Consider the following 23835-nt stretch of genomic DNA (forward strand, 5'->3'; position numbering starts at 1 on the left):
CCCCCATAGACGATGGGGTCGATAGGCCGCAGGTGGAAGGGCAGCAATGTCCGTAGCCGAGCGGTACTAATTGCCCGTAAGGCTTGCGCATACGCTCCCCCAACCTTCGGGGAGGGGGGGCGCAACAAGTCCTTTTTTATTGCCGTAGACGCAAAAGTGCCCTTTACCTGAAAAAGTGTAGTTCGTTTCACCAACCTGTCCCAATTTTTTTTATGTCATACATGCCCGGCGCCACAGTGCGGCCGGACATTTAAAGCATTGCCGTACCATATGTGTACGGCGGTCCCCGGGCGCAGGCCCCGGACCGAAGACCCAGGTGGCCATGGCGGCGGGGCCCACCCCTTTCCATTCCGAACAGGGAAGTTAAGCCCGCCAGCGCCGATGGTACTGCCGCAAGGTGGGAGAGTAGGATGCCGCCTTACCTCGAAGGTCCCGATCGTTCACGATCGGGACCTTTTTTTGTGCCCGGAAACGGGATCCGGAACGCAAGAAACGGGCCGCCCTCTTGGAAGCCCCCACCAAACCGGGTGCGTTAATTTTAACTGGATTACAGGGGTAGACCGATCTTACTGTAAACACTAGCAAGACGCCTGCATCGCCGGACGGGCAGGCTGGCGCCAACCCGTCTATGATTTTGCTTGTTCCAACACGAACACCGAATTATCTGCTAGCGCGAGCGTCTCGCTCGTGCTGTTCTTATCAACTCTCGTGCTGTTCTTATCAACTATAGTAGTTTGACAGCTTATGATCTTATCCTGCGGAACGCCACTGGTTCTTTATTTATGAGTTCTGACGGGAAATCCTTAATCGGTGCGGAACGCCACTAGTTCTTTGTTTATTTCGATGTAGTCTGATTGGTAATCGTTAAGTTTGTACTGTTCCCATTAAAAAATTGCTTTTGAAAATACCAACGATTTATATGAAAACGCTAGTTTTCACAGCATTGCTATGCGCAGTGCTGATAGGCTGTACCCCATCCTTCAAAGAACCGAAAGTTTCCTTGGAATCTTATAAAATTGAAGATGGTTTCGAACTCCAGGTAATCGCCGCCGAGCCGCTTTTGAGCGCTCCAGTGGCAATGGATTTTGATGACAAAGGTCGTATTTGGGTGGCCGAAATGCCCGCGTTTAATGACATTGAAGACAGGGGAGAAGACAAACCCACAGGTGCTATACGTATTTTAGAAGATTTGGATGGAGATGGTGTCATGGATCATTCCAAAGTGTTTTTAGACAGTCTAGTAATGCCCAGGGCCTTGGCCTTGGCCTATGGAGGTTTACTCTACGCCGAACCTCCCAACCTGTGGTTCGTCGATATTGAAAATGACAGACCGGGACAACGTACCTTGGTAGATTCATTATATGCCCCCGAAGGCAATCCTGAATACCAACCCAACGGACTGGTACTCAATATCGATAATTGGATCTACAACGCAAAACTGCCCTACCGATACCAGTTCAAAAATGGTAAATGGCTTAAAGAGCCTACCAGCGTTCGCGGTCAGTGGGGCATAACACACGATGACTTTGGGAGATTGTACTATAATGACAATGCACGACAACTTCTGGGAGATTACGTCTTGCCCAATCGATTGGTACGAAACAAGTTTTTAGAACCCAATAAGGGGGTTAACCAACTTCTGACCGATGACCAACGGGTATATCCGTTGCACGCCGCCAGCGTTAACCGGGGCTATGCGCCTGGTGTACTGGACAAAGACAGTCTTTTGAAAGAGGTAAGTGCGGCCTGCGGACCTGTGGTATATCGTGGCGGGACATTTCCCGAAGGCTATGAACAGAACGTATTCGTCTGTGCGCCCGAGGGCAATTTGATCAAACGCAACATCCTTACCTTTCACGGAGACAGCATTAGTGCCAAACAGGCCTGGCAAGAAAAGGAATTCTTGGCCTCTACCGATGAGGGTTTTCGGCCGGTAAGTTTATACAATGGTCCTGATGGGGCCCTTTACGTGGTTGACATGCACATTGGGGTGATTCAACATTATGCATTTTTAAGTCCCTATTTAAAAAAGGAGGCACAAAAGAAGCAATTGGATACCTTAAAGGGATATGGACGAATTCTTAGAATAAAGAACAAGGATACGGAACCCGTGAAAATGCTCGATTTTGAAAATTTGTCCGGAACGGAATTGGTCAAGTTGCTCCAAGATAAAAACGGATGGGTCCGCGACCTTGCGCAACATTATCTGATTTTTAAGAATAAAAGGGAAGCGATACCCGAACTTCAAAAATTGGCGATGGAAACCAATAACCCGTTTTCACAAATTCATGGGCTCTATGCATTACAAGGATTGGATGCCCTGTCCTTCGATTTCTTGAAGTCAGTAGCACAAAAAAGCAATCCTGATGTTATTTCTCATGCCATTGTTTTGCTAGAGGATTTTGTATCCACAGAAAATGCCAAAGAGGCCCAAAAACTTTTTCAGGAGATACTGGCCAAGAACGACAGATCCATCGATTTGTATTTGGCAACCACGGTCGGAACCTGGGCAAAAGTTGCTAAGGAGGATTTTTTGCCTATAATCGATAGCCTCTTTGATACCTATAAAAACAATCAAATAGTAACGGAAGCCCTTTTGAGTGGGATGGGCGACACGGCCGAAAGCCTGTTGACCGATCTGCAAAAGAATTCTGGTTTTAAGGACAGTGACCTGCAAACTCGAATGCTACAAAGCGTGGAACGCCAAATGCAGGACAGACCCAACCGGATTTTCACCAAGGCAGCGGTAGCTATGGATACCCGTACCAAGGGTGCCCAATTATTCCGTCAGATCTGCGCTGCCTGCCATGGTATAAACGGTGAAGGTACCGACGGCGTAGCCCCGCCATTGATGGACTCGGAATATGTGGCAAACTCTCCCGAAAGATTGGGATTGATTATCCTGCATGGCCTGTCGGGTCCGGTTCATGTGAACGGCAAGCGATACGAGTTCAATCAGGCGATGCCCGGCCTTAATGGTAACCCGAACCTATCTGACAAAGATATTTCTGACGTTATCACCTACGTGACCAATGCGTTTTCCAGAACACCTCATTGGATTAAACCTGAAAAAATAAAAAAGCTCCGCGATAAAAAATCAGAAAATGGTGGGGAATATTCCGAACCGGAACTGCAAGCGTATTCGAGATGAAAGAATATTTGGAAAGAGGGGGTGTAACTTTGAAAACTTATTTAACCGCAACCTATGCAAAGAACTTGAAATTCATTTTCTATTGTACAACTGCTGACCACGTAACCCTGCCCACTTTCATTCTTTACTTCTCGACTTCCATAGGGCTATCATCACATTTCAGATCACCGACAACATACTGCATCCCGTCCAAAAAGAATTGTAACAGTTCGGGGTTGTCCATGCTCTGGGCGTTGTGGGACGGAGAGCTATAGAAAACCCTTCCTTTCCCGTATTTCTTAATCCAGGCAACATAATTTACCTTTTCGTTTACAGGATTTTTTAATCCTTCCAGTTGGTCTACCTTAATGTAGAGCAAAGGCCTAAAGTTTAAATCGGTATAGGCGTTCTTGAAAAAGTAGGGTTCATCGATATGGGTAAAACCATCCCCTTTAAAGGCCTGTACCAAAGGATGCTTTGAATCTACTTCCATGACATGTATTTTTTGTTGTTTCGGATGATAATCAAAGCTGCCCCCCGTGAGTTTGCTAAATGCTTCGGAATTGTTTTGTACCGTAATCGCACCGTGCATGATCATTAGTCCCCCGCCCTCCGCAACATATTCCATTAAATTTTGCTGATATTCAGATGCTTTTTCGGCAATTTCGTTATCCGGCAAAGTCGTGTTTTGCCGTAAAAGATCTGCAAAAAGGTCGCGGTCAGGACCACTGGGGTTTGAATTATTGAGAATGACCGCATCGTATTTTTTAAGGTTTTCTATTTCAAAATTCGCGATGTCGTAGCCATTTCGGATTTCAAAAGCATCACTTTTTTTGGACAAAATCTTCAACATTTCGATGTTATGGGGAATCGTCCAGTGATAAAATCCTGTTGCTTTTGAGAAAACGAGGACTTTTTTCTTTTCCATGTTTTTGACCGTCGGTTCGGCAGGTGCAAGTTTTTCAATTTTGGCCAGCCATTCTTCGGTAATCTCAATGGGTTCCAGTTGTTGGGCGGTGACCGTTATGCAAAATAGAAGAAGGAAAATGCTACTGTTTTTTTTTGACATGATGGTTGTTTATAGCGTTTTTTAGATAATGAACTCATTTATACTTTTACCTCCGAATATCACATTTAGGGGTCCTATTTTCTCATTTTTGAAAACCGTAGCCCTGCTATACTGTTAAAAAATGACTTGATCTAATCTAAAAAGCCCCAATCTCGATTCCAAACAAAAAGTGTAAATGCCTTCAATACCTTTAAATGAGTTCAATTCTTGATAAAGAACAATTTAGAAAGAGGGTTCGCTAAAATTTTCGTTAAATTTATCGAATAAACAACAATAGTATGGCAATAAGATTCATTTTTCTGATTTTGACAGGTTTTTTGATGTTATCCGTTTCCTGTTCGGAAGAAAATGAAGCGTACTATTTTCAAGTAAACAACGATGTTACCACCCTAGTCGGCCAACCCATATCCATCGATTTAAAACAGCTTAAGGATGCGGGCATTAATCTTAAAAGCCCTCTACAGCTCAATCAAGAAATCGATGGGAACGAAGCGCGGCTCGACTATCAGATAGATTCGGTCAACGGCACTTTTTCGTTCGTTCCGACTTACGAGGGAAATACAGAAGGCGATACATGGTATCGCATCGAAAATCTGACGAAACCTAGAAAATTGGGTGTCCATGTCTTCGAATGGTAGTTTTCGACGGTGATCTAAGTGCGGATGAAGCCGAGGCCTATTGGCAGTCATTTGCACATCCTCTAGAAATTCATATTATCCAAAATTAAAAATCTAAACCAAAGATATGCAACGAAGAAAATTTATAAACAGAACTACCTTGGGCACAGCTGCAATGGTAGGTTTCCCCAGTATTGTACCCGCTCATGTGTTGGGCAAGGACGCGCCCAGCAATAAAATCAATATCGGCCAGATCGGTTGCGGTCGTATCGCGCAAAGCCATGATATGCATGACACCATCCGTTTTGACGAGGCACGTTATGTCGCCGTTTGTGATCTGGATTCCAAAAGGGCTGCGGACGCAAAGGTCTTGGTAGATGATTTTTATAAAAAGAAGACGGGGAAGGAAAAGTATATGGATACCAAAATCTATGATGATTATAAAGAATTGCTCGCAAACAATGACATAGATGCGGTCATCGTCAGTACACCCGATCACTGGCACTCTCAGCCTGCTATGGAAGCCGCCTTGGCCGGGAAAGATATTTACTTGCAAAAACCGACATCGTTGACCGTAAGGGAAGGCCAGCAACTTCGTAAAACAGTTCAGGATACCGGGGTAATTTTACAAGTCGGAACCCAACAAAGGGCCATGCCCCAGTTTCGCCGAGCGGCCGAACTGGTTCGCAACGGCCGGATCGGTAAGGTCCATACGGTGAAAGTAGGCCTTCCGGGCGATCCGGCAGGTCCCGAAGCACCGGTGATGCCCGTGCCTTCCAATCTGAATTTTGATATGTGGTTGGGTTCAACGCCCGAAGTGCCTTATACAGAAATTGGGGTGCATCCACAGAACGATTACAGCAGACCGGGCTGGCTTCGCATACGCAACTATGGTGCAGGAATGATCACAGGATGGGGCCAGCACCACTACGATTCCGCTGCCTGGGGCTTGGATACGGAACTGACAGGACCGATTTCCGTTGAGGCCTTGGCAGAGTTCCCAAAATCGGGACTTTGGAACGTACACGGCGACTTCTTTGTAAAGCACCAGTATGGCAACGGAACAACCGTCTACACAAGCGGTGGTTATCCCAACGGAATACAATATATTGGCGATGATGGCTGGATTTTTGTATCCCGCGGCGATTATCAGGCCTCCGCTACCGATCCGGTGGACAAAGAAAAAAGTAGCAATGCCTTGAACGCTTCCGACCCCAAAATTTTGGAATCCGTCATCGGTGAAAATGAGACACACCTGTATACCATCGATGACCAACATGGCAACTGGCTGGAGTGTATCAAGACTCGAAAAGCGCCGATATCGCCTATTGAAAAGGGACATAAAGCCTGTGTGATCTGCTTGATCAGCGATATAGCTATGCAGTTTCCCCGTAAATTAGATTGGGATCCCGAGAAGGAAATGTTTATTAACGATGACGAGGCCAACGCCCTGTTGCACCGTGAACAACGCAAACCCTATGGAACCGACTTTGTGAAGGTTTAATGTGGAGATATCTTACCGAAGCCTTTGTACTACATTCCCAAGATCTCATCCCGAACGCAGTCGAGGGACCAAACTTAAGCATCCAATTCAAATGAAAAATGCTATTCCTTTTTTACTTATTTTTCTCTGTCTATCCTGTGGGGAACAAAAGAAGAATGAAACAATGACCCATGAAACAGCTACCCCGAAAGTCAAGTTGATGACCTTGGATCCCGGTCATTTCCATGCCGCTTTGGTGCATAAAACGATGTATCCGCAGGTCGACTCCACCATCTACGTTTTTGCGCCTGAAGGTCCCGAAGTGACCGATTTTTTAAATAAGATCGAGCAATACAATATACGGCCTGATTCTCCGACCGCCTGGAATATCGAATCCTATTTTGGTACCGATTTTGCCGAGAAAATGATAGCTGAAAAACCCGGTACGGTGATGGTCGTAGCGGGAAAGAATTCCAAGAAAATCGACTACATATTAGAAGCCGTTAAAGCAGGTCTAAACGTATATGCCGATAAACCTTTGGTAATCAATCCTAAGGGTTTTGAAAAATTGAAGGAAGCCTTTCGCGTTGCCGAAGAAAATGGGGTCGTGATCTACGACATTATGACCGAACGTTTTGAATCTACCACCGCCTTGCAAAAGTTGTTGTCGACCTTGCCCGATGTTTTTGGGGAATTGGTCGAAGGCAGTGCAAATGAGCCCGCCATTGTCAAAGAGAGCGTGCATCATTTTTTTAAATATGTATCGGGGAATCCGCTGGTGCGTCCACCTTGGTTTTTTGATGTCAACGAAGAGGGCGAGGGTATTGTAGATGTCACGACCCATTTGGTCGATTTGATACAATGGGAAGCTTTTCCGGAACAGATTATCGATTCCACGGATATCCAGATGATCAAGGCCGAACGCTGGCCTACCATTTTGACCAAAGAAGAATTCCAGAAAGTGACGGGACTGGACTCCTATCCCGAATATCTGCAAAAAGATATCAAGAATGATCAATTAAATGTGTATTCCAATGGCGAAATAATCTACAAAATCAAGGACAAATACGCCAAGGTTTCCGTGATATGGAACTATCAGGCTCCAGAAGGCACGGCCGATACACATTACAGTATTATGCGGGGTACCAAGAGCAACCTGATCATCAAACAGGGGGCGGAAGAAAACTATAAGCCGGTGTTATACATCGAGTCCAATGGAAATAAAAGTTTGGAGCCAGCATTACAAGACGCCCTAAAAAATGCAGTCGCCCAAAAATTTCCAGGAACAACAATGGAAAAAGTATCCGACACCCAATTTAAAATCAATATTCCTGAAGCATTTAAAGTAGGCCACGAGGCCCACTTCGGACAGGTAACGGAGAACTTTCTGAACTATTTAGAGGATGGAAAACTTCCCGAATGGGAGGTGCCGAATATGATTGCCAAGTATTATACGACCATTGAAGCCTTTAAGATGGCGAAAGAAAAGTAATGTACTAGTTTATGCGTTGGTGAGGTTATAAAAGGGAAATTTTCAAACTTCGGTAGGTTTCGCCTTACAATAAATACGCCATCCCTATCCCCAAAATAATCACTACCATTTTCCGTAGATTGAATTGATGGCCTTCCGAGCTTTCAAATAGAATAACTGTTGAAATATGTAGAAAAACGCCAATGACCAAGGCCGTTATAGGCACATAGTAGGTCTCGGCAAACGTCGAATGTGCGGCGATATAACCTCCAATGGGTGTCATTAAGGAGAAGGCGATGATAAAAAGTAAGGCTTTTACGAATTTGATTTTTGAGTTCAACAAAAAAATACTTAAAATAAGCGCAATGGGTATTTTGTGGATCAGTACGCCATAAAGAATGCTAGTATGCCTTTCTATGGGAAAGCCTTCTAAAAGGGAGTGCACGCATAAACTGACGAACAAGACTAGGGGAAGCTCGGTCTTTCCCTCATCTAAATGTACATGGCCGTGTTCGGCACCTTTGGAAAAAAATTCCAAAAAAATCTGAAGCAAGATTCCCAACATCACAAAAACCCCGACGGTTTTGGCATCTTCCTTTTCATAGACTTCTGGTAAGAGCTCGAAAACAGTTAGGGCCAGCAAAAAAGCACCGCTAAAAGCTAAAAGAAGTTTGAAATGGTTTTTGTTCTTCGGTTTGGTGATAAACACAAAGGCAAAACTTAGAAGAACGGCAACTATTAATAGAAGATAATTCATTTGATTGAGTTCGGATAAATGGATGAATACCACGCACTGACTTCGTAAAGTTGGGGCTGAAAAAGTGAGCTTCCATCCGTTCAAGCCTTTCGGCTACGCTCAAGTTACTCTAAGGTCGAGAACTTAAAGTTTTTGGCGGCCTGTTAGATCTCGACTGCTCTGACCTGACCAACTAAACGATTTGTACCCTTAATAATGCCTCTGCACTTGGAATTTTCCTTAATGGGGCTAAATTACCTTATTTTTGACGAAATACTAAAATGGCTTATGAATAATAATTTTAAGATGGTCGCCAAGACCATGTTCGGTTTTGAGGAAATCTTGGCCAAGGAAATCCGAAATCTGGGCTGTGCGAACGTGACCGAGGGCATTCGTAGCGTCACATTCGAGGGCGATACGGGGTTTATGTACAAGGCCAACCTCTGTCTTCGTACCGCGATCAAGATTATTAAGCCCATCCATACTTTTTCGGTACGCAACGAGGATGAACTCTATAAAAAAATATATGCGATGGAGTGGTCGGAATATTTATCCGTCGACACCACTTTTGCCATAGATACTACTGTCAATTCCGAAAATTTCACCCATTCGCTGTACGTTTCCCAAAAAGTAAAGGATGCCATCGTCGATAAGTTCAGGGATATGGACGGTAGTCGCCCCGATGTTGACGTGAAGACGCCCGACGTGCGGATAAACATCCATATCAACACCGATTTTTGTACGGTTTCCTTAGATAGCTCCGGTAGGTCTTTACATCACAGGGGCTACCGAACGGCCACCAATATTGCCCCGATAAACGAAGTGCTGGCAGCGGGATTGCTCTTGCTCAGTGGATGGGACGGCCAATGCGACTTTTTGGATCCCATGTGCGGTAGCGGTACCCTTTTGACCGAGGCGGCAATGATTGCCTGTAACATTCCCGCGAATATCAACCGCAAGGGATTCGCCTTTGAAAAGTGGCACGATTTCGATCAAGAGCTTTATCATAAGATGGTGGAGGTCAGCCTGAACAAAGCTCGGGAATTCCATCATAAAATAGTTGGATACGACAAGGCACCTTCCGCGGTACGCAAGGCGCAGGATAATATCGAGAATGCGAATCTATCGGAGTATATCAGCATAGAACGCAAGAACTTTTTCAAGACTGAAAAATTTACCGAAAATAAACTGCATATGGTCTTCAACCCGCCATACGGGGAAAGGCTCAGCCTTGATATGGAAGAGTTTTACGCGTCTATAGGTGACACCCTAAAACAAAATTATCCGGGAACAGAGGCCTGGTTTATCACTTCGAATCTCGAAGCCTTAAAATATGTGGGACTGCGTACCTCCAAAAAAATAAAAGTGTTCAATAGTCATTTGGAATCCCGCTTGGTAAAGTACGTGATGTACGAGGGCAGCAGGAAAGCCAAGCACCAGGATTAGCAGTCCAAAAAAAGCGTGTAAGATATTTCCGGACAGCTTGCAGACGATAGGATAAATAGAACTTATGATTTTTGACCAATTATACCTTGAATGCTCCTAAATGCCATTGTCAATCTGGGGCACTCCAACATCTTCGCCAGGGTTTTCATCACTAGGGATTTGATTTTCAGGTGTTTCATCAATAGGGACATCGTCGCTAGGAATACCTTCTACCGGAGCGTCAACTTCTTTTTTCTTTTTTTCTCTAGGAACATTCGCTTTTTTGTACAAGGGAATGAGATAGGTAATGGAATAATTATAGCCAACACCAAATTTACTACCCTCGGTAACTTTATTAAAACCCGGGATGAACTGATTTTGAAAATTATCGGGATCCTTGTTACTAACCAAAAAGGCCAGTCGCACACTCGCACCAAAATAAAGGTTTTTGATCATCTCCGCCTTAATTCCCACCACAAACTCGAGCCAAGAAGCGGTAAGTCCTGTAAATTCCTTGTTCGGTGAAGTACCGATGGGAAAATCATCGGGATTCCAATACCGGGAAGTATCGAATATTTTATAGTCGTTGACCGTTTGGCTAAAGCTACTAAAAGCGTAGCGACCGCCGATATAGATCATGTTCTGCTCGCCGTACCAATTCCCATACGTATTATAATCGATGCCCGCCTTTATGTAGCTGCCCGAAGCCGTAAAATCGTAGAGTTCACCTTCAGTAGTATTCACTTTATTGCCCAAATCAACACCTATCGTCTTTTTTTCGTTACCTAGCTCCGCGGCAATATAGAGTTTTTGCGTCAGTCGGTAATCACCTACGATTTCAAGACCGGTATACCTATCCTCTAAAAATGATACGAGAATGCGGCTCATATCGATACCGGCGCGGATTCCATAGGGTTGCTTGTATTCCACGGTATCCTGTCGATTGAGGTCGATTGGCCGGTCTTGTGCATACCCGGATGCGCCCCCTAAAATAAAAAATAGACTAATGAAGTATCTTAACATGGGTAGCTGCTGAGTTTTCAATAAGGGCGGTGTCTATGATAATACCTTTGATCCAAATGGAATCTGGATTTTTGATGGTAAGTGCCGCCTGAAGGTTCTCGTAATTTACGGTATAGCCACAGGCTCTCGATTTGAACACTTCCTTTGCCTCGTAGTTAAAAGTGATGGTGTCGGTGTTCTTATCAGTGATACTAAGCGCACGTTTTAGGGTAAAACTTGTGCTGGTAGCGTTAGGTCGCAGCGAAAGAATAATGGAATCTAATGCGACATTGGGAATGGTATCCCGAACTCCCATCTCATCAAGACCTATAACCACCAGGTTCTGCACGTCTTTGGATATTGTGGTGTCCAACGCATCGACAAATCGGATAATCAACCGCGGTGTATCTGCATCGATACAGATATCATCTTTTTCGCAGGCTGAAAAAGCGAGGATACCAAGCAGAATGACAAGGGGGAATTTAAATTTGCTCATTAATGGGATACGTTATCGCGTTTTGACTTACTTACGTTCCAAAAGTACAACATTTTCGACATGATGGGTCTGGGGAAACATATCTACGGGCTGTACCTTGGTCACCGTATAAAAAGCGGCCATCATTGCGAGATCGCGGGCTTGGGTAGCGCTATTACAACTTACGTAGACCACTTTTTTCGGGGATATGTCCAGAATCTGCTGCACTACGTTCTTGTGCATGCCGTCTCTTGGCGGATCGGTAATCAGCACATCGGGAGTTCCATTGACTTGGATGAAGTCCGCATTGAATATGTTCTTCATATCCCCTACGAAAAATTCAGCGTTGGTTATCCCATTGTTCTCGGCGTTCGCTTTGGCGTCGGCTATCGCTTCGGGAACCGATTCGATGCCTACTACTTTTTTGGTGTTTTTGGCGATGAACTGGGCTATTGTTCCCGTACCAGTATATAGATCGTAGACGAGTTCATCACCATTTAGCCCTGCGAAATCACGTGTTACCTTATAAAGTTCATAGGCCTGTTCGGAATTGGTCTGATAAAACGACTTGGCATTAATTTTAAACCGGAGTCCCTCCATTTCTTCAAAAATATGGTCACGGCCGGCATGACAAATGATTTCTTGGTCATAAATGGTGTCATTGGCCTTTTGGTTGATGACATAAACCAAGGATGTGATTTCAGGGAATTTTTTTTGGAGATGATGCAAGAGGATGTCCCGCTTGGGAGTATCATCCTCGAAAAACTGGACCATGACCATAATTTCCCCGGTAGATGTGGTACGGATCATCAGGGTGCGCAGCAAACCGTGTTGATGTCTTGGATTGAAAAAGGATAAATTGTTTTCAATGGCGAAATTTCTGGTTTCTAAGCGAATAGCGTTCGATGGGTCCTGTTGAAGATGACATTTTTTGATGTCCAGAATTTTATCCCACATCCCGGGAATATGAAAACCAAGGGCATTTTTATCCGTAATTTCTTTGTCCGATTGTATCTCACCCAACGTCAACCAACGGCTATCCGAAAAGGAAAATTCCATCTTGTTCCGGTAGAAATACTGTTTTTTGGAACCGATGATGGGCGAAACTTTGGGAAGCTCCAAATGTCCGATGCGCCTTAAGTTGTTTTCCACTTCCTTTTGTTTGTAGAACAACTGATGCTCATAGCCCATATCTTGCCACTTACAGCCACCACATACCCCGAAATGCTGGCATTCGGGCTCCACACGTTTGTCGGAAAGGGAATGGAAATGCGTCGCGACCCCTTCGAAATAAGCCTTTCTTTTTTTGGTCGTCATTACATCCACCACATCGCCCGGCACGGTATTGGTCAAGAAAATGACCCGGCCATCCGGAGCTTTTCCGATGGTTTTTCCTTTCGCCCCCGCATCGATTACCACTACATTTTCAAATACCTGTCGTCGCTGTTTTTTTCGCATGGGGCAAAAATAGGATGTTTCTTTCGTTTTTCCGTAATTTTACGATTCTACAAGGATGATTTCTCTCCTACGCTGAATTTTCGAAGCTTCGAAAGGATAAAGGTATAGAAGGAATTTCTGGAGTTTTACATTAAAGTAATTTTATCATGTCAGTTTTAGAACAGATTAATTCTGAAGATGCCATCGCATTGGAAGATACACACGGGGCGCACAATTATCATCCGTTGCCCGTCGTATTGAACCGTGGAGAGGGCGTTTATGTTTGGGATGTGGAAGGCAAAAAATACTATGACTTTCTATCCGCTTATTCCGCAGTGAACCAAGGCCATTGCCATCCGAAGATTGTAGGTGCGATGACGGAGCAGGCACGGACACTGACCTTGACCTCAAGGGCTTTTTATAACGATAGGCTCGGCCAATTCGAAAAATACGCGACAGAAACCTTCCATTTTGACAAGTTGCTTCCCATGAATACGGGTGCGGAAGCCGTGGAGACCGCGCTAAAGATTTGTCGGAAATGGGCCTATGAGAAAAAGGGAATTCCCGAAAATCAAGCGCAGATCGTAGTCTGTACGAACAATTTTCATGGCCGCACTACCACCATTATATCCTTTTCGAACGACCCCATTGCCCGTAAAAATTTTGGTCCCTATACGGAAGGTTTTCTTAAGATTGAATATGACAACCTGAACGCCTTGGAAGAGGCTTTGGAAAACAATAAAAACGTAGCCGGATTTTTAGTGGAACCCATTCAGGGCGAGGCGGGTGTTTTTGTCCCTTCGGAGGGTTACCTGAAATCCGCCAAAGACCTTTGTGAAAAGCATAACGTCTTATTTATTGCCGATGAAGTGCAAACAGGCATTGCAAGAACCGGCCGCTTGTTGGCCACTTGCGGAAACTGTTCGTGTCCCGATAAACACTGTAGCGGAACACCTGAGGTGAAACCTGACATCTTGATCTTGGGGAAAGCCCTGTCAGGAGGCGCCTATCCCGTATCCGCCGTATTGGCGAACGACCCCATTATGGGCGTCATCCGCCCCGGAAACCATGGCAGTACTTTCGGCGGTAATCCCATTGCCGCCGCGGTCGGTATGGCGGCTTTAGCTGTTGTAAAGGATGAAAAACTCGCCCAAAATGCCTTTGAACTCGGGGAACTTTTTCGACAGGAAATGAACCACTTTATATCCACCTGTAACCTCGTCACGAAAGTAAGGGGAAAAGGCCTGTTGAACGCTATTCTAATTAACGACACCGAAGACAGTTCTACCGCTTGGGATATCTGTATGGCCTTGAAGGAAAACGGTTTGCTGGCCAAACCCACCCACGGAAATATCATCCGCTTTGCGCCACCCTTAGTGATGACCAGAGGGCAGTTGTTGGATTGTATAAGGATTATTACCGATACCTTGAGGCAGTTTGAGAAATAGAAGGCAGAAAAAATCCCCTGAATTGGTTTTCAGGGGATTTCTTCAGGCTGCTATCCTTATCTCTTAGTTCATACCTGTCTCTTAGTTCATACCTGCATCAGAAATGGCGGCGAAAATAATAGCGGCAATGACACCAAAATAGATGATTGCTAACAGCAAATAAATACCCGCCAATGCCAGTCCGATATAGGAAAGAATCTTACCGGTCTTGGCATTTTCTATGCCCGTATATTCCCCGCCACTCTGCATAAAAATTTTCTGCGCCGTTTTCGCGTTCGACAATCCGAGAACGCTGAAAATGGCACCGAAGGGGCCACAACAGGTAAGGGTCAATACTATCGATAGAATACCGAAGGTCATTGCGTTGCTCGCGCCTGGAAGGGGTTGGGGTTGCTGATTCATTTAATCCCAATTCTATTCTTCAATACCATATTGCTCCATCATTTCCCTGCTTTGTTCCATCATCGCATCCCAGCCCACGGAGCTGATTTGATAGATTAGGCTTCCAATGGAATAGAGCCCGAGAACAATACCGATAATGGCTAAAATCTTTCCCGTCTTTATCGTACTGGAATTGACGTACATTCCTGGATTCTCACGATCTAGTTTTTGGGCCTTTAGGGCAAGTACCAAGGCTATTACCGAAGGAATAAGTCCAAGACCAAAGCACCAACAGCAAACAATCCCAAAAATTGACAAGACAATTACAGCAGTTTCGTTAGGTAGTTTTTGTTGTTCCATAATTCTAATATAGCGGGTTAGATAAATTTTAAAATAAAGTTGGTGAAAATGGCGAGGAATGTGACAAGCAACAAACCAAATGTAATTTTATTTTCAAATCTAATGCTTACAATGTGTTTTAATCCGATAAAGGAAAACAAAAGTACCATTGGGTAAATAGCCGGATACATCTGAAAGGCCGCTACAAAATCCCCCTGCAACAAAAACAACACGGATCGCTGCAAACCGCAACCGGGACAATCAAAGCCCAAAAATTGCTTGGTCAGGCAGGGCAGCATGTAGTCTTTCACTTGTATTAAAAAGGTGAACCATTGCATTTTAACGCGTTAAGAATTCTTTCACGAAAATTACCATTATTTTTGGGGATACAAAATAAATTTATGGTTGTTTTTCGAATCGGGGATAAAGTAGAGACGCTTGATGATGTAATTGGTGGGATCGTTACAGGAATTTTAGGGGATGATATTACCATCGAAACCGACGATGGTTTTTTGCTCGATTTTCAATCTGATGAATTGATCAAGATGGCTAAGACCGATAGAATCCAGGTCAGTAATCATGAGGTAGCCCAAGTAAAGGCCGAAAAGGAAGCGCCCAAAAAACGAAAACAGCAAACCATAAAACCCAAAGAACGCAACGCGCCGAAAATGGAAGTGGACCTACACATCCAGCAATTGACGAATTCCACAAAGGGCATGTCCAATTACGAAATGCTGAACCTACAGCTAGAGACCGCCCAACGCCAGTTGGAGTTTGCTATTAAAAAGCGTATTCAAAAAGTGGTCTTCATTCACGGCGTAGGGGAGGGGGTACTTAAGGAAGAGTTGAACTATCTGTTCCGACGCTATGAAAATGTAAAATATTATGATGCGGAATATCAGAAATATGGTCTCGGGGCAACCGAAGTTTACATCTTTCAGAATACCTGACTACGGAACAGTGCATTACGTTTTTAAGCTCCCATTGGGTTGACACTTTAACCGTTTATCAGTGCGAAAAGCGAAAAGCCTCTGGCGTAAGCATACTGAAGAATTGGTCGTATCGTTTGCCTGATTTGAACCTGAGCTTGATTACTATTGAATCGTCACATACGTACCAAACCCTACACTAGGGATTGCCGCGAGGTTGATATTCGCCCCGCCGGCTTTTGAGGTCAATACCATATTTTCTAGCGTAATGGTATGGGTATAGGTTATGCTGCCATTGGCATCCGGTGCGCTTGCAACGGTCTCTACTTTTAGGTTTCCTGCCGTGGATACGAAGCGCCAACTTTTTAGGTCATCCCCGTAAGTAGCTGCGCAGGCCAGATCATTGTTGGCCAGCGAATCAAAGACCGTATAGGTAAAGACTTCTTTATCCATTAAATCCAAATTTCGAGGTATGGAATCGGTCGCTTCATTGAGGAACATATTATCTGTAGTCGCGACGTTCAGGGCGATAAACTCATCATTAATTACTTTAAAAAGGCGAATTGTACCGTCTACAGGGGCTATTGAACACGCTGTCGGCAGAATGTCGGAATAGTTGGAAAATGGGACTTCCAGTTTAGCGCTGTTTTTTGGTTTGGTGATTAAATCGCCGTAAACCAAAGTGGATAGGTCTGTAAGCTGTTCACCTTTGTCATTTTTCAAGGAAAGGTCTGTAATTGAAATCGTGTGTCTGTAATCTTTGGTTTCGGCGGTTAGCGTATCCACTTTGGTGTCGATACTAATGTTTCCCGCCGTCGCTAAATTTTCCTTTACCACGCTGGGTTCTAAAGGCGGAATGGCATCACAAAAATACGCGGAGGTGACATTGCCCGAAAAAAATCGATAAATCAGGTTTGAGGGCTCAGGTATGGTGCTCGCTAGCGTTCCAGGTTCGGAGGTCGCGTTATTGATAAGGCCTCCTGCCAAATTCAGTAGTAGGGCCTCATCTTGATCGATCTTAAAGAAAAAAGTGGTTTGCGTCGGGTCCGCAAGTCCGGGACAGGATTCTATTTTGGAGGCGTCAAAATCGACTTGCTCAATTTGCAGGTCCCCGTCATCACAGGATGATAATCCGATCAAGAAGACTAAAAAAAGGATTTTTCTCATGCTCCAAAAATAAAGGAAATAAAGGATAAGTTTATGGGGATCGGGGGATAAAATAGAGTTAATTCCGGTAATTTTGCAGGAGTACGGAGAAAGCAGTTCGCATGGAAAAAATATATTTAGACAACGCCGCCACGACCCAGGTCCGAGAAAATGTCATCGCCAAAATGCAGGATGCCTTGTCGAATTTTTACGGCAATCCGTCTTCAACCCATAGTTTTGGACGGTCGGCAAGGACCGCAATTGAAAGTGCCCGCAAAACGATTGCCAAATATTTAAACGCGCAGGCATCGGAGATTATCTTTACTTCCGGGGGCACCGAAGCCGATAACATGATATTGCGCTCCGCTGTTCGCGATCTCGGGGTTGAGACCATCATCACTACCAAAATCGAGCACCATGCCGTTTTGCATACCGTCGAGGACCTGCAAAAGGAATTTGGAATCAAGGTGGAGTTCGTTGCTTTGGACGACTTCGGAAATGCAAAACTTTCGCATTTAGAAGCATTGCTAAAACAGGATGGGTCCAAGAAATTGGTCAGCCTCATGCATGTCAACAATGAAATTGGCAATACCCTCGATATCGACGAGGTCTGTCAGCTCTGTCAAGAGCACCAAGCTCTTTTTCATTCGGATACCGTGCAGTCCATCGGGCATTACCCGTGGAATGTACAGGAGACTCCTGTGAATTTCATGACCGCGGCAGCGCATAAGTTCCACGGTCCAAAAGGTATCGGATTTGCCTATATCCGCAAGAATTCGCGATTAAAACCATTGATAATGGGGGGTTCACAGGAACGCGGATTCCGTGCCGGTACGGAATCCTTTCATAACATAGTGGGGTTGGAAGCCGCATTTATCGCCGCCTATGATAACCTCGAAGAAGAAATGGCCTATGTCTCAGGATTAAAAAAGTACTTTCTCGATAGCATTCAAAAAGAAATCCCTACCGCCACCTTTAATGGCCATTCCGGTGATATGGATAAAAGCACCTATACCTTGGTCAACCTCTGCTTGCCTATCGACCCCCAGAAAGCCCTGATGCTTCTTTTTCATTTGGATATCAAAGGCATTGCGTGTTCAAAAGGTAGCGCCTGCCAATCCGGAAGCGATGCGGGATCCCATGTGCTCAACGAAATTTTATCCGAAGCGGACCTGAAAAAACCTTCGCTGCGATTTTCATTTTCGAAATACAATACAAAAAAGGAGCTGGATTATGTGGTTGAGGTTCTGAAAGAATTTGTTCAAGAATAGAAGTGGGATTATAGACCCGCGCTCATCCGACGGCGGGTTTAACGGGAGGCAAAAGTGTATTTGATTTTTGGAGTTTAAGAAGGGGGGAAGTGATTCCTTTTAGCATCGGGCATCGGGCATCGGGCATCGGGCATCGGGCATCGGGCATCGGCCACAAAACACCAATCACATGACTTTTAATCTGTAGCATCCCGCTTCCGATCCCTTCGCTTCTCCCGATCATAAGGAAACTTTCGTGCGGCGAGTTTCATCATCCGATCGATGAGGTCATCGGTGTTCTTTCCGGATTTCTTATTGATTTCCTTTTCGTATTTCCAGAGGAGCTTTCCCGTTTTACCGTCACTTATTTTTACACCTATCCGCCCGTAATCGGCTTCCCCTAAAAAATAATCCAAGAAATTGAATTTCGTTTCGACACCATTCGAGAGCAGTACGTTGAGGTCAAGATTGCCGCTAATGATGCCATCTACACCCAAAATCTCGCTCAGTTCCTTAATAGTGTGTACATCGATGTTTTCGTAATTGATGTTGTTCTGGACCAACAGGGCATTCGTGTTTTTGATATTTTGAAAATCCACCGAAAATTTCTTCTTTTTTTTCCGTTGGGAAAAGTAAGTTTCCAATGCATTCTGAACGGCATAGCCTTCTTTTTCTTCCCGGGCTTTGAGCTGTTCCTTCGATATTTCGTTCTCAAGGTCAAGATGGGTAAGAAAAGGTATGATGGCCAATACATCGTGCTCTTCGGTCAGGTCATCAAACTTCTGGCTTTCGTAAATGTTCTTTTGTGAAGTCGCATGAACTGCAGTTAACAAACACAGCGTGAAAAAAATATGTTTCATGGGTAATGGGCACTAAATGATCATTTTCTAAAAAACGTACTCGTAAAGGTAGTTGAATTCCCTACATTGTCGGTAACAGTCAGCTCTAAATTGCATTCCCTTTTATCTAAGATGATATCGTCGAAGTTATAGGTGAGCGTATTGGTCTTGGGTTCGTATTCCATTAAAATCCATTCCCCGTTAATGGTAGCGGAGTAGGTATCAATTCCGCTAAGGTCGTCACTTATGCGTAAGCTAAGGTATTGGTAGTCATTAAGCCATTGCTTTTCCTTGAAATTGCGTGGCGATATTTTAGGGGCAACGGTATCCTTGGCCAACGTATAGGTGCCCAAATTTCTGGTTCTTGCCGTAAAGGTGGTTCCCCTTTTATAGGTAGAAACGTATTGGGGCCGTAATCGGTTATCCAGACGGGCGATGAACAATTGTTTTTTTTCCTCCTCGGAATACTTGGCTACGTCGAAAGTAATGGTGAAGCTTCGATGGGCGGCTACGTGGTTGTTGTGTATCTTAACCGTATCCTCGCCTTTTTCTAGGTCGATGTAAAAATTATCATAGAAGGTATTAGCCGGAAAATAAACTTTGGCCGCCCCTAGGTCATAATTGTTTGGCTTTTTAGTAATCAAATAGTTATCGGTTTTTTCGTCTTCCCTTTCAATCTTAACGGGTTCTTTTTTGCCCTCGATAGGTATTAGGGCCTTGACTTCGTTACCTTTAATATCCTTGATAAGAAGTTCCACGTTGTAGGTTAAGCCTTCCGTTATCTCGATTTTGCCATCGTTAAATAACGTCTTGTAAATGCTCAAACGATTGCCCGGCCCTTTAAATAGCTTCTGTATTTTCTGGTAGTAACGGCCATAGTGGTCGTAATCGATTAGGGTATTGATGTATCGGGATTCCCCGAACGAAAAGGTCTCAAAATCGTATTCACTAAACACTTTCCCGTTTACGGACTGCTGTACCGAGTAGACCCCATTTCTGTTGGCGGCAAGGTCCAGCCTATCGTATCCGATAAAACCTAGGCCAATCGTTCCAGTAGCATAGGCTTTCTCGGCCAAAAAAGTGCCATCTTCCTGTCTTTTGAAGTTAAGTTCCACCTTATTTTGGCTTTCATTGATTTCGGCGTCTTGGGACAAGGGATACGCATAAAGATTGTTCAGTATGGGATTGGTGGCGTCCCGAACATCAAAACCGTAAAGCAGCGGATTGGTCGGTTTTTCGGAAATGCTGCTACGTATCTCGAAATGCAGGTGTGGCCCCGCTGATCCGCCGGTATTGCCAGTATAAGCGATAACCTTCCCCTTTTCCAACTTTACCTCTCCGTAATCGGGAAACACTTCTACCTCGTAGGATTTTTTCTGGTACTGTACCTTTTTAATATAGGCTTCGATTTCAGGCGCGAATTTTTGAAGGTGTCCGTAGACCGAGGTATACCCGTTCGGATGCGCCACATAAAGTACCTTGCCATAGCCCCAGAGTGAAACCTTGATGCGGGTAACGCTACCGTCGGCAATGGCGTAAACCGGAAGTCCCTCGCGTTGTTGCGTTTTGATGTCCATGCCGGAATGGAAGTGGTTCGAGCGCAGCTCGCCGAAGGTGCCGGCTAAGACAAGGGGAATATCCAGAGGGGAACGAAAAGCGTCTTTGGGATAATCGACCTGTCCGAAAATAGGCATAGTAACACATAACAATAGCACGGAAAACGCTTTCTTCATAGTTGATTTGTTTCCTTCATTATAAAACTGGTAGCGAACGGCAAGATTCGGTGGTTTTGTATGCGATTTCAGTGTATTTCTTATCTTCAGGGTTGCACGGTATGGCTCAAAGGGAAGTGCGAAATTAGCTAAACCGTTTGAATTCCTACAAAGGCAAGTGGCAAAATGTGTCAGCATTCTCTTTTTAACAACGGTTGGTAAGTCAATAAAGTATCGGGTAAACGAACAGATCCCAGAAAATTTTGAAAAACCTTTTAAGGATTTTGTTTGTCGATTTCGCTTTGAATCCAGTTTCATAAATGGTTCCTATAAATAACATTACATTTTGATATTCAGTTTTTTAAACCTAATATATTCATCCTAAAAATGAACTATAACCAATTCGTTCAGGAATAATTGAAAAAAGTATTGTCAGGTAGACGCAGGTGTGTTAACTTTGTGTAAAATGCATTGCGTTTGATTTATGGGTGAATTGGTCAAAGTAGTTGATTCCTTAGAGAACAAAATCAGCAAGTTGCTGCATAAGCTGGAACTTTTGCAGCAGTCCAATATCAAATTGGTGAGTGAGTTGGACCATCTTAAACAGGATAAGGTCGAAGTTTCGAACTCCGTCTCGGTATGGGAAGAACGGTATAATTCATTAAAATTGGCAAACACGATGCTTGGCAGTACTACAGATAAAACAGAAGCTAAGCTTAAAATTAATACATTGATCAGGGAATTGGACCATTGTATCGCCCAACTCGCCGAATGATTATGGTATTAGAATTAGAATAAAGATGTCGGAAAAGCTCAAGATCAAGCTTTCGATCGCCGATAGGGTTTACCCCCTGACCATAGACCCCGCCCAAGAGGAAGGGTTGCGGAAAGCGGCCAAGAATATCGAGCAGTTGGCAAAAAAGTTCGAACAGAGCTATGCCGTTAGGGACAAGCAAGACGTATTGGCCATGTGTGCCCTGCAGTTTGCCTCTAAGATAGAACAGCGCGGCATCGATCAATCCGAAGGATCACAAGAGGCTATGCAACGTTTGCAGGCTTTAGATCAGTTGGTCACGGAGAAGCTTGGTAATAAATAAGTCCCTTTTGGGATGATACGTTCTTTAAAATAGCATTAGTTACTGCCCACATTGGTATTACCTTTTGACGAGCTCAACACTTATATTTTTGAAAAGGGTGAGTTTAGGCTGTAAAAGCAGGCCCTACTTGTATAGGGATCCTTGATCAGTCTGTTAGCCCTAAACCTGTTTACTGGAGTTCGTTCAAAACTTCTCCAATGTGGGCTTTTTTTTACCCTGCCGTAGCGTAAGGGCCTACGTTTCTTACGTAGGATAATATTTTCTTAATTCGAAACAATATATGGATAGTGCAACACTAATAATAGTAGGTATCATAGCTCTGGCGATCGGATTCGCAATCGCAAAATTTATGGAGAAGGGCAAGGCTACCAAAACCACGGCAAACGCTAAAAAGGAAGCCGAAAGTATTCTGAAAAATGCCCAAACCGAAGGGGAGGGTATCAAAAAGGATAAAATCTTTCAGGCCAAGGAAAAATTTTTGGAACTGAAAGCGGAACATGAAAAGGTAATCCTTAGCAAGGATAAAAAAATTAACGATGCCCTGAAACGCACTCGCGACAAGGAATCACAAGTAAGTAGCGAACTCGCCAAAAGCAATAAACTCAATCAGCAGTTGGATGCTAAGATCCAAGAGGTAGCCCATAAGGAGGAAATCCTGGAAAAAAAGCAGTCGGAACTCGATAAATTGCATTCGAACCAAGTTCAGCAATTAGAGGTGATTTCCGGCCTTTCCGCCGACGATGCCAAAGGGCAATTGATGGAATCGCTCAAGGAAACGGCAAAGAGCGATGCCATGGCCTACATACAGAGTGCGGTCGAAGATGCTAAAATGACCGCGCAGCAGGAGGCCAAAAAAATCGTAATCAATACCATTCAGCGTATCGGTACCGAAGAGGCTGTAGAGAACTGTGTCTCTGTCTTCAACTTGGAATCCGACGATGTAAAAGGACGGATTATCGGTAGGGAAGGAAGAAATATCAGGGCTTTGGAATCCGCTACCGGTGTCGAAATCATTGTCGACGATACCCCGGATGCCATTATTCTTTCCTGTTTTGATTCCGTTCGTAGGGAAATTGCCCGCCTGTCTCTGCATAAGCTGGTCACCGACGGTCGAATACACCCGGCCCGTATCGAGGAAATCGTGAAAAAGACGGAAAAACAGATCGAACAGGAAATCGTCGAGGTCGGCAAGCGCACCGTTATCGATTTAGGTATTCACGGGTTGCATCCCGAACTAGTGCGGGCGGTAGGGCGTATGAAATATAGATCTTCATACGGACAAAATTTACTGCAGCATTCCCGGGAAGTCGCCAAACTTTGTGCCGTTATGGCGGCTGAACTGGGACTCAATCCCAAATTGGCAAAACGGGCAGGACTCTTGCACGATATTGGAAAAGTGCCGAACACCGAGGCCGAGGTTGAAACGCCACACGCCATCTTGGGGATGCAGTGGGCCGAAAAATACGGGGAAAAACCTGACGTCTGCAACGCCATTGGCGCCCACCACGACGAAATAGAAATGAAAACCTTGATATCACCGATCGTTCAGGTCTGCGATGCTATTAGCGGTGCAAGACCCGGAGCACGTAGACAGGTGCTTGATTCCTACATTCAGCGTTTAAAAGATCTGGAAGATATTGCCTTTGGTTTTGGGGGAGTGCAAAAGGCGTACGCCATTCAGGCCGGTAGGGAACTTCGGGTTATCGTTGAGAGTGAAAAGGTAAGCGACGAAAAAGCGGCAGCGTTATCCTTCGAAATCTCGCAAAAAATCCAGACAGATATGACCTATCCCGGACAAGTGAAGATTACCGTTATCCGGGAAACGCGGGCGGTGAACGTTGCGAAATAA

General features: G+C 44.5%; 22 protein-coding genes, 2 rRNA genes and 1 other RNA gene. 14 read left to right on the forward strand and 11 right to left on the reverse strand.

The window, feature by feature from the left end:
• The 3 genes from BLT07_RS12020 to BLT07_RS12030 all read left to right on the forward strand — a co-directional run.
• Positions 1 to 91, forward strand: a 23S ribosomal RNA gene (locus tag BLT07_RS12020); the annotation flags it as partial.
• Positions 92 to 312: 221 nt separating this feature from the next.
• Positions 313 to 422 (forward strand): 5S ribosomal RNA (gene rrf / locus BLT07_RS12025).
• A gap of 497 nt (positions 423 to 919) precedes the next feature.
• Entirely contained in the window at positions 920 to 3151 is a 2232-nt protein-coding gene (locus BLT07_RS12030; protein ID WP_091869032.1) for a DUF7133 domain-containing protein, read from the forward strand.
• A 124-nt stretch (positions 3152 to 3275) separates the two neighbouring features.
• Here the strand turns inward: BLT07_RS12030 and BLT07_RS12035 are convergent, their stop codons facing one another.
• Entirely contained in the window at positions 3276 to 4199 is a 924-nt protein-coding gene (locus BLT07_RS12035; protein ID WP_091869034.1) for a ThuA domain-containing protein, read from the reverse strand.
• Between the two features lie 278 nt (positions 4200 to 4477).
• On the opposite strand from BLT07_RS12035, the gene BLT07_RS12040 reads away from it, so the two are divergent.
• From BLT07_RS12040 to BLT07_RS12050, 3 genes are all read left to right on the forward strand, one after another.
• A complete protein-coding gene (locus BLT07_RS12040; protein ID WP_091869036.1) occupies positions 4478 to 4837 on the forward strand; it encodes a hypothetical protein in 360 nt (119 codons plus the stop codon).
• 106 nt (positions 4838 to 4943) lie between these two features.
• Complete coding sequence (locus BLT07_RS12045; protein WP_091869038.1) at positions 4944 to 6320, forward strand: Gfo/Idh/MocA family protein; 1377 nt, start codon at positions 4944 to 4946, stop codon at positions 6318 to 6320.
• A 91-nt stretch (positions 6321 to 6411) separates the two neighbouring features.
• On the forward strand, positions 6412 to 7791 hold the full coding sequence (locus BLT07_RS12050) for a putative oxidoreductase C-terminal domain-containing protein (RefSeq protein WP_091869040.1): 1380 nt from the start codon (positions 6412 to 6414) through the stop codon (positions 7789 to 7791).
• Between the two features lie 64 nt (positions 7792 to 7855).
• On the opposite strand, the gene BLT07_RS12055 is transcribed toward BLT07_RS12050, so the two are convergent.
• Positions 7856 to 8527: a ZIP family metal transporter gene (locus tag BLT07_RS12055; RefSeq protein WP_091869042.1), complete on the reverse strand. Its 672-nt coding sequence runs from the start codon at positions 8525 to 8527 to the stop codon at positions 7856 to 7858.
• A gap of 267 nt (positions 8528 to 8794) precedes the next feature.
• Here BLT07_RS12055 and BLT07_RS12060 point away from each other — a divergent pair, with 267 nt between their 5' ends.
• Entirely contained in the window at positions 8795 to 9952 is a 1158-nt protein-coding gene (locus BLT07_RS12060; RefSeq protein ID WP_091869834.1) for a THUMP domain-containing class I SAM-dependent RNA methyltransferase, read from the forward strand.
• Positions 9953 to 10048: 96 nt separating this feature from the next.
• Here BLT07_RS12060 and BLT07_RS12065 read toward each other — a convergent pair whose 3' ends face one another.
• From BLT07_RS12065 to rlmD, 3 genes are read right to left on the reverse strand one after another with little or no spacing between them, the layout of a single operon-like run.
• Positions 10049 to 10954 (reverse strand): DUF6048 family protein, encoded by a 906-nt coding sequence (locus BLT07_RS12065; RefSeq protein WP_245726533.1) that lies wholly within the window; start codon positions 10952 to 10954, stop codon positions 10049 to 10051.
• Positions 10935 to 11429 carry a DUF6452 family protein gene (locus tag BLT07_RS12070; protein WP_091869043.1) on the reverse strand — a complete coding sequence of 165 codons (495 nt, stop codon included), beginning with the start codon at positions 11427 to 11429 and terminating at the stop codon, positions 10935 to 10937. Before BLT07_RS12070 ends, BLT07_RS12065 begins: the two co-directional genes overlap by 20 nt.
• A gap of 27 nt (positions 11430 to 11456) precedes the next feature.
• Positions 11457 to 12866 carry a 23S rRNA (uracil(1939)-C(5))-methyltransferase RlmD gene (rlmD, locus tag BLT07_RS12075; protein WP_091869045.1) on the reverse strand — a complete coding sequence of 470 codons (1410 nt, stop codon included), beginning with the start codon at positions 12864 to 12866 and terminating at the stop codon, positions 11457 to 11459.
• 146 nt (positions 12867 to 13012) lie between these two features.
• Between rlmD and rocD the strand changes: the two genes are divergently transcribed.
• A complete protein-coding gene (gene rocD, locus BLT07_RS12080; RefSeq protein WP_091869047.1) occupies positions 13013 to 14293 on the forward strand; it encodes an ornithine--oxo-acid transaminase in 1281 nt (426 codons plus the stop codon).
• 81 nt (positions 14294 to 14374) lie between these two features.
• On the opposite strand, the gene BLT07_RS12085 is transcribed toward rocD, so the two are convergent.
• The 3 genes from BLT07_RS12085 to BLT07_RS12095 are packed head-to-tail and all read right to left on the reverse strand — an operon-like array spanning position 14375 to position 15351.
• Positions 14375 to 14695 carry a CCC motif membrane protein gene (locus BLT07_RS12085; RefSeq protein WP_091869048.1) on the reverse strand — a complete coding sequence of 107 codons (321 nt, stop codon included), beginning with the start codon at positions 14693 to 14695 and terminating at the stop codon, positions 14375 to 14377.
• 12 nt (positions 14696 to 14707) lie between these two features.
• Positions 14708 to 15034 carry a CCC motif membrane protein gene (locus BLT07_RS12090; RefSeq protein ID WP_091869050.1) on the reverse strand — a complete coding sequence of 109 codons (327 nt, stop codon included), beginning with the start codon at positions 15032 to 15034 and terminating at the stop codon, positions 14708 to 14710.
• A 17-nt stretch (positions 15035 to 15051) separates the two neighbouring features.
• A complete protein-coding gene (locus BLT07_RS12095) occupies positions 15052 to 15351 on the reverse strand; it encodes a DUF2752 domain-containing protein (protein WP_091869052.1) in 300 nt (99 codons plus the stop codon).
• Positions 15352 to 15414: 63 nt separating this feature from the next.
• Between BLT07_RS12095 and BLT07_RS12100 the strand changes: the two genes are divergently transcribed.
• Positions 15415 to 15963, forward strand: coding sequence for a Smr/MutS family protein (locus BLT07_RS12100; RefSeq protein ID WP_091869837.1), 549 nt, complete (start codon positions 15415 to 15417; stop codon positions 15961 to 15963).
• A 144-nt stretch (positions 15964 to 16107) separates the two neighbouring features.
• Here the strand turns inward: BLT07_RS12100 and BLT07_RS12105 are convergent, their stop codons facing one another.
• Positions 16108 to 17109 (reverse strand): hypothetical protein, encoded by a 1002-nt coding sequence (locus BLT07_RS12105; protein WP_091869053.1) that lies wholly within the window; start codon positions 17107 to 17109, stop codon positions 16108 to 16110.
• A gap of 101 nt (positions 17110 to 17210) precedes the next feature.
• Between BLT07_RS12105 and BLT07_RS12110 the strand changes: the two genes are divergently transcribed.
• The gene (locus tag BLT07_RS12110; RefSeq protein WP_091869055.1) at positions 17211 to 18359 is read left to right on the forward strand and encodes a cysteine desulfurase family protein; all 1149 of its coding nucleotides are present in this window, start codon (positions 17211 to 17213) and stop codon (positions 18357 to 18359) included.
• Between the two features lie 176 nt (positions 18360 to 18535).
• Here the strand turns inward: BLT07_RS12110 and BLT07_RS12115 are convergent, their stop codons facing one another.
• Together BLT07_RS12115 and BLT07_RS12120 are read right to left on the reverse strand one after the other, a co-directional pair.
• Positions 18536 to 19198, reverse strand: coding sequence for a hypothetical protein (locus tag BLT07_RS12115; RefSeq protein WP_091869057.1), 663 nt, complete (start codon positions 19196 to 19198; stop codon positions 18536 to 18538).
• Positions 19199 to 19218: 20 nt separating this feature from the next.
• Positions 19219 to 20910 (reverse strand): M23 family metallopeptidase, encoded by a 1692-nt coding sequence (locus BLT07_RS12120; RefSeq protein WP_091869059.1) that lies wholly within the window; start codon positions 20908 to 20910, stop codon positions 19219 to 19221.
• Positions 20911 to 21373: 463 nt separating this feature from the next.
• Between BLT07_RS12120 and BLT07_RS12125 the strand changes: the two genes are divergently transcribed.
• From BLT07_RS12125 to rny, 4 genes are all read left to right on the forward strand, one after another.
• Complete coding sequence (locus BLT07_RS12125) at positions 21374 to 21664, forward strand: hypothetical protein (protein ID WP_091869061.1); 291 nt, start codon at positions 21374 to 21376, stop codon at positions 21662 to 21664.
• Positions 21665 to 21689: 25 nt separating this feature from the next.
• Positions 21690 to 21986 carry a cell division protein ZapA gene (locus tag BLT07_RS12130; RefSeq protein ID WP_091869062.1) on the forward strand — a complete coding sequence of 99 codons (297 nt, stop codon included), beginning with the start codon at positions 21690 to 21692 and terminating at the stop codon, positions 21984 to 21986.
• A gap of 71 nt (positions 21987 to 22057) precedes the next feature.
• Positions 22058 to 22167, forward strand: a non-coding RNA gene (gene ssrS, locus BLT07_RS12135) — 6S RNA.
• Between the two features lie 99 nt (positions 22168 to 22266).
• Complete coding sequence (gene rny / locus BLT07_RS12140; protein ID WP_091869064.1) at positions 22267 to 23835, forward strand: ribonuclease Y; 1569 nt, start codon at positions 22267 to 22269, stop codon at positions 23833 to 23835.

The sequence above is a fragment of the Pricia antarctica genome (assembly GCF_900101815.1).
In the GTDB taxonomy this organism is placed as follows: domain Bacteria; phylum Bacteroidota; class Bacteroidia; order Flavobacteriales; family Flavobacteriaceae; genus Pricia; species Pricia antarctica.